Raw genomic sequence first — 12636 nt, forward strand, 5'->3', positions numbered from 1 at the left:
CTCGGCTTTTGTCCAGTATATTTTTCACTTTTTTTATAATTTTCACAAACTTTCCCCTATATTTCTTCAACAATGCGGTTCTCAAACCATATATCTCACAAAAAAGCACTTCCAAAGTTCGGAAGTGCCGCAATAATTATAATAATAACGAGAACAAACAAAAATACATCAAACTTTCTTGCCCGACTGAAGCTGTCCCGTAGCAGCAAGTATCAGGCGGCGGGGAGAAAGCTGGGCTGCTTTTGTGGCTACTGCAAGAGTTTTCTCGGGAACGATTATCATTTTTCCTGCAAACATACCCTCAACGGCACGTTTCGCACAATATTCAGCTGAAATAGATTTCACTCCGAACTGAGCATTAGCCACGGAATTAAACTCGGTATCAACAGGGCCGGGGCAAAGGGCTGATATCTTTACACGGCTGCCTGCCATTTTAAGTTCCTCATATATAGCTCCAGTAAGGCTGGTCACATAGGCTTTTGTTGCGTAATAAGTAGCCATGAGGGGGCCGCCCGGCATAAGTCCCGCAGATGATGCAACGTTGAGGATATATCCCCTGTCCTCTGCCTTGAAGTCCTGCAAAAACAGCTTTGTAAGGATATGCACAGCTGTGACATTTGTATCAATCATGCGAAGCTCGTCCTCAAGGGGGATCTTATCGAAATCGCCTAGCTTTCCGAAACCTGCATTGTTTACCAGTACAGTAACTCTTTCTCCGCTGACCTCTTCATGCAGACGCATACATTCGTCCTTGCATGAAAGGTCGCAGACTATCACTCTGCTGTCGTGTAGTTCAGCTGCAAGCTCAAGAAGTCTGTCTTCACGGCGGGCTGTCAGTATCACCCTGAAGCCGCGGATATCAAGTTCTCTTGCGATCTCTCTGCCAATACCCGAGCTGGCACCTGTGACTAAAGCCGTCCTTGCCATACTATCAGTCCTTTCAATAATAATATAACTATATTATACAGCCGAAACTACCGATTGTCAACAGTTACCGTTATTCAAATAAATAACCTTACAGAATATTAACACCAAATACAAAAAGACACCCCTGCATATAAGCAGGAGTGTCGTCGATTCAATTATTCAGTCTGATCAAAATCAGCTTTTATGCAGGCTGATTAGAAGTGCTTTCGGTTGCATTCTCACTCTCAAAAGCTTCCCAGTCAAAATCGTCATCGTCATAATCATACTGACTGCTACCGCTGTAGGAAGAAGTGGAACCGCCGAACAGAGAATTGTACATCTCGTCGCCCAGAGTTTCCTTGAGCTTGTTCATGAAGCCTTCGGTATCGCAGGAAGTCAGATACTCATTCATCTGCTCCTCATCAAGAGCGTTGTAGATCTTAGCATCACTGCCAGGCACTGTAACGTCAGAAGCCTCGGTCTTCTTGCTGGTCATAGTCATTGTAAATGCATTCTCGCCACCGAAACCGAAATCAAAGGAGATATTTACATCGTCAGCTGTAGAAGTGGACTTGATCTCCAGCCAGCCTGAATTAGCACTGCTTTCCTCGCTCTCACTAATATCGATCCTGATCGTACCAGCGAAATTCTCGCCTACATTCTTCATATCGGATATAGTGTAAACAACCTTCATGGTCTCCTTATCATTTTCAGAAGCGGAGATTGTGTAAGTACCGTTAACAGTATCATTCTCGCTCTTCAGTGCGCCGTAAGCTGTCATCTTGCTTCCATCACCGGAATCGAATGCCATATCCAGACCTTCAGCATTATCGTTGCTTACAGTAACAACCTTGAACTCGCCATCTTCATCAGCGGGCTTGAGGTAAAAACCTGTGAACTCACCGTCACCGTTCTCATATGTCTCGAGTACAACAGCACCTTCACCGTTGATCTCGCCCTTTACTTCTTCGAGCATCTTGTCGATGGTCTCTTCGTAGCTGGGTGTTTCGATAGAGTCATCACCGTACTTAGCGGTCTGCTGATTAGCAGCTTCCATACCCTGCTCGTACAGCTTCTTGAAATTCTCATCGCCCTTAGCCTTTTCAAGGATCGCGGTAGCTACTTTCTGACCGTCTTCTGCTGTCAAATCATAGGACTTGGAAGTATACTCATAAGAAATACCATCGATATCGCCGGCCTTCTTGCCTTCCTCCTTAGCCTCGGGGAAGTTATCCTTAAATACCTTCTCGTACTCCTTGAGATCAGCCTCAAATGCCTCGGCATCGAAGTCGATATTCTCAGCAGCCTTAGCATACTGGTCAAAGTCAAAACCAACTGAATCTTTCAGATAATCCTCAGCTTCTGCCTTGTTTACCTTGATATATGCTTCATTCAGCTCAGGAACTTTTACATACATTTCCTCGCTGTTGTCTCTGCTGTATACCTGATTAACAGTAACCAGCTTCTCGCCGCCGTATGTCAGAACGATATCGCCTTCTTCGTTTCCGTTTTTCTGCTTACTGGAAACAGACATACCGATATCCTTCATTTCTGTGCCCATCTCTTTGGTCAGGGCAGGACCGAAGCTTACATTAAAAGTGCCCTCATACGCATAGTCAACATCGCCCTTAGCGATATCAGCTGCTCTGCCAATAGTGTTGCTGATGTTATCAGCCATAACACTCAGCTTAGGAGAAACAACAATAGAGCTCTGGCTCTTTGTCTTCTCGTTATCCTTATCTGCGTTTTTGTTTAATACGAAATAACCAACACCGGAGCCGACAACTGCGACACCGAGTACACCTGCCAATACGGGTGTAAGTACATTCTTCTTTACCATAATGCTACCTCCTGAAAGTTTTGTCTGTGTTATTCTCTCTTTCTTGCCTACGACAGCAGACACCAGTTCTCACAAATCGGAGTCTGCGTCTTTCTGCAACTTAAATATAACACATTTTTAAATTACTGTCAATAGTGAATATATTACAAATTATCTCACATTAGTAACTTGGATTAGGGCAATTTCGGGCATTTACGACAACATGGCGACATCAAAATGATAACAGGGTGACAATTGTGTGACAGTCACTGCTTGACGTCAACGCCGTAGCTTCCGCACAGAGTTTTCAGTGCAAGTTTGAAACCGAGACCGATTGTTTTTGCTTTCCAGCCATTCTTATTGTAGATCTCCATTGCAACTACTGAACGCTCATCATCAAGACCCGGTATCTCATAGCTGCAAAGCTCTTTTCCGCCACAGCTTATACGGACGGTAGGCTTGCTTACGCGGCTGAATTCCTGACCTTCCTTGTCGCCGTAGATGGCAAAAGCCACTGCCAGCTTGGTTATTTCAGCATCAAGCTTTGAAAGCTCAACCGTGAACATTCTTGTATGCTGCGGATGATTGTTCACCGCTTTATCAACAGATGCTTTCTGTCCAAAGAAAACAAGATCGGCATCGCTCCTTACTTTTCCGCTGTCATTCAGCAGGAATATATAACCGTCAATATCAAGACCCTCTTCAGCCTGATAATCCATATCTATCACAAGCATCTGAGAAGCATATTCGTTAAGGTCGAACCTTCCGCCGCTGACAAGCTTGACAGCGCCGTTTTCCTCTGCATCTGTGATATCCTCGGGCGCAACATCGATGATCTCATCATCGGCAGTGTTATTCTGCTCTCCGACTACCTCGGCATTTGCTTCGGGGATATTCTCAGCATCCGTTTCCGCTGAGATGATTTCGGACTCGATAGAGGTGCTTTCCTCGATCATCGGCTCTTCTGTAACGATCGCAGTCTCGGGATCGATAGCGGGAACTTCCTCAACTTCGGGTTCTTCCGCTACAGGTTCAGCCTCGATCTCAGGTGTGCTTATTTCCTCGGTGGGCAGTTCTTCTGCTATTTCAGGCTCCGGTTCAATAACGGATATTTCCTCAGCCGCAGGCTCATCTGCCACGAACTCTGGTTCAGATTCAACGGCGGATATCTCTTCTATTACAGTCTCTTCCGCTGCAATTTCGGCCTCAACAGCTGAGATCTCATTAGTAACAGTCTCCGCCTTTGCGACAACAGCCTGCGGAACTGCCGCTGTAACGGATTCTGCTAAGCTGCCGAAACGAACGCTCTCGCCAAGCTGTTTCATGCGAGTGAACATAGCTTTTTCTGCACCTTTTTCGATATCCTCGGCTGTGAACTGTTTCTCGGCATGGATACATATAATATTGCCTGCATGGTCTATCTCCAGCACACAGCTGAAAATATCCTGCTGCGCCGAACTCTTCATCATCGTCGCCTTGATGTAGCCGTTTCTGTCGTTGCGGACAGTCTCGGTATCTATCATATCACCGAAACCGCAAAGCTGAGCAGTAAGTCCCGATTCTGCAGCCTCAGACGAGGTCATTGTTATTATCTCGCAGTCGAAATCATCAGAACAGCCTTCATATGGGGTGAATCCTACATCGTTCAACGTAAGTCTGTTCTTATCCTCGCCCCTGAGAACCGAGTAATCATCGGCAGTTATGCATACTTCATCAGCTATCTCCAACTCCATAGGCTTGCGCTCGGGTTCTTCAAGAAAAATGAACTCCGCGCCCTCAGTCTTGGCATAGTGTTCAGCTGTACTGCCCTTGCAGCCGCCTATAACAACGTCCTTCCTTGCAAAGCCCCTGCCAATGACTATGTTCTTTTTAAGGATATCAACTTCTCTGAGAGCAGGACACTCCGTAAGCGCACCATCGCTTATTTCCAGAAAAACAGGCAGAAGTGTCAGCTTTTCAATATTTTTACAGCTGAGTTTTTCAAGCACTGTCACACCGCCAAGCGCCAATGCATCATTCAGGGATATCATGAACTTTTCAGCCAGGTCTTTTTCCCATTCAACACCGTTTCTGTCAGTTATGGAAAGTCTGCCGTCCTTGAACAGAAGTGCAGCGCTTTCCTCGGAATAGCTGTCCCCTGCAAAATTCAGCTGCCAAAAGACCTGGCTGCCGTTTTTGAAACCTCGTCTCTCAAAACCGAAAGAACCCGAAGTCTGTTCGCCATCCGAATAAGAACTGCGGGTAACTGTGATATCAAGCTTATCCGCGATGTCAGTATGCGCAAAAAGATCGGCTACAGCTTTCAGCTTGCTTTCAGCAGTATCGTCCACCGCAGATACCATCTTGTAAGTAAGACAATCAGCCCTGCCATGTACACAAAGTGTACACTTCATTTCATCGAAAAGCTTTTTATCATCGTCATTCAGTGATGCGGGATCACTGCCCGACCACGCCATGAAAAGAATCTGAGGAAGATCAATATCGCCGCCCTCCTTCGCGAATATCAGACCGTCCTCGTCACGGACTACCCTCACGCCCGATGCGTTGTCAAAATCCATACCTGTTATGCCGTTATTCGCAAGCACTTCCGCGAGTACGTCATCATTTATCTTATATGTCACAAGTTTGCACTGTGTTCCCATCAGATTTGTGTTTTCCATTGTCGTTATCCTCCTCATTCTGCGAGAAACTTTCCTCTTTGCCCATTCAATTTCGACAAAGAGCTTATTACTTGTATTATATCATAATCAACAACAAAAGTAAAGATACTGTGAAAAAAATATTGAATTTTCCCCTTGACTATATTTTATATGAGCCATGCTAAGCTTTACCAAAATATACCAATTCATTCCGCAATATACGTAAAAAAGCCAAGTCGTACACCAAGAAATAATTTATATACAATTTTTATAAACTATACCAAATGTTTACCAACTCATTCCACCGTGTACGTAACAAACCAAGTCGTACACTCAGGAAGATTTTGTATACCAAATCTACCAACTGATACCAAGTGCATACCAACATCTCCCACCATATACGAACGGATCGCGCCGTCCGCCAGAGGGCAACAAAAAACCCCGACTTGTGTCGAGGTTTTCTGCGAAGTATAGAAGTATATATGAAGAAAAAATATGAGGATGCGCTTAAGTTGCTTTCCTGCCTTCATTCCCTCGTCCCGCCATAGATTTTGACCATGGTCGAGACGAAAGAAGAGGTGGAGAAATTGGAGAAAAAAATATATGAAAAAAAGTTATTATCAAATGTTCTTTATCACTCTCTTTATCTTGTTTATATCATACTCTGAATATTTGATAGTTATGTGAAAACTTAAAAAAATATAAGCGAAAATAGCACAGACAGTCCAAAGAAAAAAAGCATAAAATTCTCTTTACAAATCGGCACAGATTTGGTATAATAGATGGAGAAAAGCGCCTTCAGGGTGCGAAATCACGAAAATCATCACGAAAATTAAGGAAGTGTACTGCTATGGACAGTGTTATCAATGAAAAAGCACTGAAACATTTCAGGACAGTTGCACGTCACCGCCATGAGGTGATGAAGAACTGTTTCCGTGCAGGTATACCCCTACAGGGGCTTACCCACGATCTCTCAAAATTTTCAATAGAGGAATTCTCTTACGGAGTAAAATATTTTCAGGGCAACCGCTCCCCTCATGAGGGCGAAAGAGACGAATACGGATTCTCATATGCGTGGATGCATCACAAGGGACGTAACAAACATCATTTTGAGTACTGGACTGACTACGACCCTGTGACAAGGGTGATGAGTCCCGTGAAAGTGCCGATCAAGTACGTCAAAGAGATGTTCTGCGACAGAGTTGCGGCAAGCAAGATATATATGAAAGAAAAATACAACGACAGTTCTGCGCTGGCTTATTTCATGAAAGGCAAAAAGAGCCGTATGATTCACCCGGAAACTTCGGCACTGCTTGAAAGACTTCTGGTGATGCTGAAAAACAAAGGAGAACGCCGTACTTTCGCATATATCAGAAAACTCAGGGATTACTGATATCAGACAGTTTTGTATGACATACGACATATAACACAAAGGGATGAAAGCCATGAGCAACCATCAGAAGATCATTGGTATAGTCTGCGCAGGTATACATGATTCGGGCACACAGAACACTGTGATGTCTCTGATACATGAAGCCGAAAAGCGCAGATATAAAACCATCGTCATAAGCAATTTTACATATTATGGAATCGATTACACCCATGCCGAGACCGAGATCTTCAGGCTGATGGATTCACCTGTATTCGATGGTCTTATACTCATGCCCGAAAGCATAAAGAGCGAACAACTCTGGCAGAAAGTTCTTTCACATGCAAAAGCTTTAGGCAAGCCCTTTGTGTGCGTTGACAGAGATGTTCCCGACTGCTTCTGCGTAACTTTCAGCTATGGAAGTTCCTTTGAACAGGTCGTAAGACATATGGTGGAAGTTCACAAGCCAAAGCGGCTGAATTTTATAGGCGGTATGGAAAACAACAGTTTTTCGGAAGAAAGACTGAACGTTTTCAAAAAGGTGCTTGCTGAAAACGGTCGTAAATTCGAGCCAGAACGCTTCGGATACGGACAGTTCTGGGAAGGTCCTACCCTTGAAGTTCTGGAGAGATTCTACAACGGTGAGACCGAGCCACCCGATGCTATAATCTGTGTCAACGACTCGGAAGCCATGACCTGCATAAATTTTCTCAGGAGCAGGGGCATAGACGTTCCCAAAGACGTTCTGTTAAGCGGATTTGATGGTATCGAAGAAGAAAAATATATGCTGCCCCGCCTTACTACCGCCGCCTGCGAACCAGATCAGTTGAGCAGGACTTCTTTTGATATGCTTGACGAAATGATGGCAGGCAGTACTCCAAAAGAAAGAATGACGGTCATTCCTTATAAACTGAGAGTATCGCAGTCCTGCGGCTGTGTACCTCACGCCGAAGCGGATAAGAACAGCAAGCTTATAGAGCTGTTTCTTTTAATAAAAGACGGAGAACGACACGAGCGCAAGATGTTTGAGTACAGCTCTCATATAAGAGAACTGAACAGTTACGAACAGTTCGCAAGAATGATACCCGAATATTGTGAATGCCCCGTATGGTGCTGTATCGACCCGCGGCTGCTCAGAGATGAACAGAGCGATAACACTGAAGAATTATTTTCCACAGATGATATGGTATTGTTCGTACAATGTGAAAACTGCGGTGGAACTGCTTCTCCCGAGACATATACTTTTGATATCCCATTTAGCCGCAAAGAGATACTTCCGAACCTTGAAAATGTGCTTGAAAAACATTCGGCACTGCTGATAACTCCGCTGAGTTACCAGGGCAACAGTATGGGACATCTTGTCGCCGCAATGGACAGCAAGGGTTTCGACTTCCTGTTCACCCAGAGATTAGTCAGCAACACCAACGAGATATTCGAAACACTGAAAACCAAGATACGTCTGCAGAAAGCCTACGCCAAGGTGGCGGATATGCATATGCGCGACCCCATGACAGGTATTTACAACCGCAGGGGATTCTATATGCGAATGGCTGAACTCACCGAAAGCGGCATCATGAACTTTGCGCTGTTCTCCATAGACCTTGACAAACTCAAATACATAAACGACAATTTCGGACATTATGCAGGCGACAAAGCTATAATCGCCGCTTCAAAGATAATCAGCAGCATGGCCGGAAACAGTGCGGTGTGTGCAAGGTTCGGCGGAGATGAGTTCATCGTGGTGATACCGGTCATTGACGGCATCTGCCCTGCCAAGAAATATTTCAAAAGCATTGAAGAAGAGACCGAAAAATTCAACGCAACCGACAAAGAGCCTTTCAGGCTTTCTTTGAGCATAGGCGATGCCTGCCTTAAAGTCACAGACAAAGAAAACATTGATTTGGCAATGAAAGCGGCAGACGAAAAAATGTATGAGTGCAAACGTCGTCATCACGCAAGCAGCAAATATATGAAATAAAAGCCGAATGTACAAAATTCAGTACACTTTCAAGCACATTATCCCCTTCATTGACCATAACTTCATAAAAATATCACGTCCGCACAGTAATGTGCGGACGCTTTTGTCGTTATATGTCGGAAAAGATTGGTTCAAAAGATATTTTTTTAGCATATAATAAAAAAGAACGCACCCACAGGTGCGCTCGCATCAAAGATTAACGAAATTATGGATCACCCCGGTAGGAGTGATATCAAGCCATGCATAACACGGCGGTTTGTCGTCACGTGGCTGACCGGCACTGCCCGGATTAAGTATCAGCATAGTACCGCGCTGTTCATAATAGCGCTTATGGGTGTGTCCAAAAAGAGCAAACTGACATTCTTCCTCTTTGGCTTTCTCATAAATGTTCTCAACAGAGAAATTTACACCCCATTTATCACCATGTGCAAGGAACATACGCTTGCCATCGGGCAGAACATAGACCATGCTTTCGGGGAGCTCCTTATCGAAATCGCAATTTCCCTTGACGCATATCATATTATTATCAAGATAATGAGTTTTCAGCTTTCGGAACTCCGAAAGACCGTCACCCAGAAAGATAAACAGATCAGCGTCACCGTTGCGCTTGATTATCTTTTGCATAGCGGCAAAATTACCGTGTGTATCCGAAAATACAATGATCCTCATGGACTGCTCCCCCCTCCCAAACTGTGTATAGTATATCACATTTAAAAATAAAAATCAAGAGAATTAGTGCAAGTATGTGAATATTTACAAATTTTTAAGGAGGTCATGATATGACTGATAACAGACAAACTTCAGAGAACATGAGACCCTTGCTTGAGGAAGCTGCAAAAAAGCTCGGCATTGCGCCAGAAACTCTTGCAGGACAGATAAGCAGTGGGGACTTAGGCAATGTGCTGAAAAAACTTCCCGCCTCTCAGCAGGAGAAGTTCACAAAAACTCTTGCAGATAAAAATGCTTGTCAGAAGCTGATGGAAAGCCCCCAGGCACAAGCTCTTATGCGGAAGATTTCGGGTAAATAGCGTAAAAAGGAGGATAATATGGAGGATATGATGAGCAGGATACAGGACGTACTGAGCGACGAAGAAAGCATGAAGCAGCTGCGTGAACTCGCCGGTATGCTGAGCAGTGATAAGCCCGATGTCACGCCCGCTACGACTGCGGTACAATCCGATGCGAATAGCATAGACACGGTTAAGCTGATGCAGCTGGGAAAGATATTGCAGACCGCTTCAAAGGATGACGACCATATCCGCCTTATGACGGCCCTCAGACCTCTGCTGAAAGAAGAAACGCGGGCAAAGCTGGACAGAGTGATAAAGATATACCGTCTGATGAATATTTATCCTGCACTGAAAGAAAGCGGTCTCGGAGGAGGCGGGCTTCTTGGCATCATATGACAGCAATTTCAGCAAAATGCAAGAGGACGCTATGCGCCGCGTGCTGGAGATGCAGCAGCGCTCCCGTGATGCTGTGACACATCACGAGGAGAAATGTGAGGATTCAAACGTCCGGGCGAATGTCTCAGAATTGCTCGGGGGTATAAAGATAGACGAAGAAAAGGCGCTCATCGCTTTGCTGATATTCATTCTTTACAAGCAGGGCGCCGACATTAAGCTGCTGATGGGGCTTGCATATCTGTTATTATAAAAGCTGCCCGTTCAACATGAACGGACAGCTTTTAATATTATCTCAGAACTATCATGCCTTTTCGTGCGTCGTCTACAAGTTCCGCCGAAGCAACAAGAGTATCCGCACTGACAGAAACCAGGCTCCTGCCACCAGTGCCGTAGAACGGGTCACAGCAGTAGAAAAGGATACCGCCATCTTCTTCGGTTTCATATCCGCATACAACTACATACTGTGTACCAGAACTGATACCATAATATTCACTGTAATCAAAATCCGCGATACCATCGTAGTAACGAACCGGCAGAAGTATCCGCCTGCCTTCCTTGATATACGACACCAAGTTTTCGGCGCTGATGGGAGTTTTTTTCTCAGCTATAAGGTCGCCGCCCGAATATTCTTCTATCAGTTTGACATAGTCTTCTCCTGTGCCAAGAGTGCCTGCCGCATCTTTCAGCTCATACTTATCCCATTTATAAAGCTTCTGGCAATTTACCAGTGCAGCAGCCGCTATGAATCCGCTGTCTTCGGTATCACTTGGGAAAGTCGAGTTATTTGAGTCTGTCTTAATGCTGTTGCCTGCTGTGGGAAGAACCGTTGCCGCTCCAACTTCCTCAAGGTCATCAGCCAGGAGATATCCTCTCTGGGACAGATACTCCACTTCTATCTGCTGACCTGTTCCGAACTTTGATATTTCAAGTTCATCGTAGGAAGAAAACAGCTCGCCCTCTCCTGCTGCACCGATATATTCTCCGCTCTTATCAGTGACGGTAGTATCAGCGGCAACGCGATAAAGATGACCAATAGGTCTTTCGCGTGTATCCTCCCACTCGGAATCCTCATCGTCCATTACAACTGCCGACTTTTCAGCACTGGCCTCAACCGCCGAAGAATTTTTATCGCTTTTATCCGACTTTTTTGTCTTCGGAGCTATACCATAAAATACAACACCTATTATAATGACCGCACCCAATACAATACCGACCATCAGCCTTGAGGCTTTAGCGATATCGTTGCGGTTATCATTCATTATTTTTTTTATCTCATTATTCTTCATAGAATATTATCCGCTTTCATTACTTATTTCGATTTGCACATAAGCAGAGTACAGCCGTATTTATCACGCCAGTAAGGATCATGGAGTTCGTAAGCATCAAGATAACGGTTGTAGGAAAGATAAGTCGTCATGCTGTCGCTGCCTGCAGGCAGGTCAAATTCAACTGAATCATCTGTTTCGGTATACCCCATCTCTGCACCTGTTTTGAGTGCGCCTGTACCATCGACACTAGATCCGTTGGTCTGTTTACATTCAACTTTTACTTTGCCGTCCTTGAATGTCAGCACAGGAAAGCCCTCATCAGCAGGAAGCTGCTGCCAGCTCTCCATGCCTTTAAGCATTACTTTAGGTACAAGAGTGCAGCCATCGGGTGAATACTTTTCAAACGTTTCTCTAAAGGTATAATCATCTCTGTCCACCTGACAAAGGGGCATAAGATCATCATTAAGATACATCACCGCCAGTACCATCTGTCCCTTGCCATCAAAATAGAAACGCAGACCCGCATACTGCCCCAATCTGCCGGAGCCCTTAGGGAAAGGATACTTATAATCGAAATAATGCTCCGCATGAGCTATGTTTATAAGAAAAGGAGTATTATCTACAAGCTTTGCAAGCTGCCAGATCTTATCATCATCTTCTGATACGGACTTTGACTTGCCGCCATAGTATTCTTCGATATCATAGGGCGTACATTCATTAGGTGTACGCTGAAAAAAATGCAGATCGCGGTACTTTTCGTCATTCTCGTCATAAGCGCCCCAGTAGTTGTATGTCCAGACATCCTGACGCTCATTCACACATGAATCGAGAAAATTAAAATCATCGCCAACCGAGAAATCGCTGTACACCAGCATTCCGCCATATTCGTAGTCTTTATCATCCGGCTCGATATGGGCTGTCTGGATCTCCGGAGAATCATTTATATCCTCTTCGTAATCTCTTGCCACTGGTTTGTTACTGTTATTTTTTTCAGCCTGCGGAGTGACAGTACACCCGCAAAGCATCAACGCCGTAAGCAATACCGACGCAGCTTTTATCCTCACAGAGCTAGCCCCCTTTCATTAAAGATATATCATTAATTAGTATATCACATTTCCCTGCAAATGTAAAGACACTACTGTACATATTTTTACATTTAGGGATAGATGAGTCTTCGTGCAGTAATGCAGCGAAATACTGGAAATAAAAGGATCTCACAGTTGTAAAGCAAATTCAATCTTCCACTAAAAT

At 44.6% G+C, this 12636-nt stretch carries 11 protein-coding genes; 5 read left to right on the plus strand and 6 right to left on the minus strand.

Features of this window, described 5'->3' with window-relative positions:
- Positions 1–168: 168 nt before the first annotated feature.
- The 3 genes from BMY75_RS13675 to BMY75_RS13685 all read right to left on the minus strand — a co-directional run bounded on the left by BMY75_RS13675 (position 169) and on the right by BMY75_RS13685 (position 5385).
- Positions 169–927, minus strand: a complete 759-nt coding sequence (locus tag BMY75_RS13675) for an SDR family NAD(P)-dependent oxidoreductase (protein ID WP_074834766.1) — start codon at positions 925–927, stop codon at positions 169–171.
- Positions 928–1108: 181 nt separating this feature from the next.
- Positions 1109–2746, minus strand: coding sequence for a hypothetical protein (locus BMY75_RS13680; protein ID WP_074834768.1), 1638 nt, complete (start codon positions 2744–2746; stop codon positions 1109–1111).
- 245 nt (positions 2747–2991) lie between these two features.
- Entirely contained in the window at positions 2992–5385 is a 2394-nt protein-coding gene (locus tag BMY75_RS13685) for a TerD family protein (RefSeq protein ID WP_074834770.1), read from the minus strand.
- An 829-nt stretch (positions 5386–6214) separates the two neighbouring features.
- Here BMY75_RS13685 and BMY75_RS13695 point away from each other — a divergent pair.
- Positions 6215–6757 carry a DUF5662 family protein gene (locus BMY75_RS13695; RefSeq protein ID WP_074834774.1) on the plus strand — a complete coding sequence of 181 codons (543 nt, stop codon included), beginning with the start codon at positions 6215–6217 and terminating at the stop codon, positions 6755–6757.
- Between the two features lie 52 nt (positions 6758–6809).
- On the plus strand, positions 6810–8711 hold the full coding sequence (locus tag BMY75_RS13700; protein WP_074834776.1) for a GGDEF domain-containing protein: 1902 nt from the start codon (positions 6810–6812) through the stop codon (positions 8709–8711).
- Between the two features lie 189 nt (positions 8712–8900).
- Here BMY75_RS13700 and BMY75_RS13705 read toward each other — a convergent pair whose 3' ends face one another.
- The gene (locus BMY75_RS13705) at positions 8901–9380 is read right to left on the minus strand and encodes a metallophosphoesterase family protein (protein ID WP_074834778.1); all 480 of its coding nucleotides are present in this window, start codon (positions 9378–9380) and stop codon (positions 8901–8903) included.
- A gap of 110 nt (positions 9381–9490) precedes the next feature.
- Here BMY75_RS13705 and BMY75_RS13710 point away from each other — a divergent pair, with 110 nt between their 5' ends.
- From BMY75_RS13710 to BMY75_RS13720, 3 genes are read left to right on the plus strand one after another with little or no spacing between them, the layout of a single operon-like run.
- A complete protein-coding gene (locus BMY75_RS13710) occupies positions 9491–9739 on the plus strand; it encodes a hypothetical protein (RefSeq protein ID WP_074834781.1) in 249 nt (82 codons plus the stop codon).
- An 18-nt stretch (positions 9740–9757) separates the two neighbouring features.
- Positions 9758–10117 carry a hypothetical protein gene (locus BMY75_RS13715; RefSeq protein WP_074834783.1) on the plus strand — a complete coding sequence of 120 codons (360 nt, stop codon included), beginning with the start codon at positions 9758–9760 and terminating at the stop codon, positions 10115–10117.
- The gene (locus BMY75_RS13720; RefSeq protein WP_242940243.1) at positions 10104–10367 is read left to right on the plus strand and encodes a hypothetical protein; all 264 of its coding nucleotides are present in this window, start codon (positions 10104–10106) and stop codon (positions 10365–10367) included. The genes BMY75_RS13715 and BMY75_RS13720 overlap by 14 nt, the downstream gene beginning before the upstream one ends.
- A gap of 37 nt (positions 10368–10404) precedes the next feature.
- On the opposite strand, the gene BMY75_RS13725 is transcribed toward BMY75_RS13720, so the two are convergent.
- Together BMY75_RS13725 and BMY75_RS13730 are read right to left on the minus strand one after the other, a co-directional pair.
- On the minus strand, positions 10405–11403 hold the full coding sequence (locus BMY75_RS13725; RefSeq protein ID WP_074834785.1) for a hypothetical protein: 999 nt from the start codon (positions 11401–11403) through the stop codon (positions 10405–10407).
- Positions 11404–11426: 23 nt separating this feature from the next.
- Positions 11427–12449 (minus strand): hypothetical protein, encoded by a 1023-nt coding sequence (locus BMY75_RS13730; protein WP_074834787.1) that lies wholly within the window; start codon positions 12447–12449, stop codon positions 11427–11429.
- Positions 12450–12636 lie beyond the last annotated feature (187 nt).

The sequence above is a fragment of the Hominimerdicola alba genome, assembly GCF_900109655.1.
In the GTDB taxonomy this organism is placed as follows: domain Bacteria; phylum Bacillota; class Clostridia; order Oscillospirales; family Ruminococcaceae; genus Hominimerdicola; species Hominimerdicola alba_B.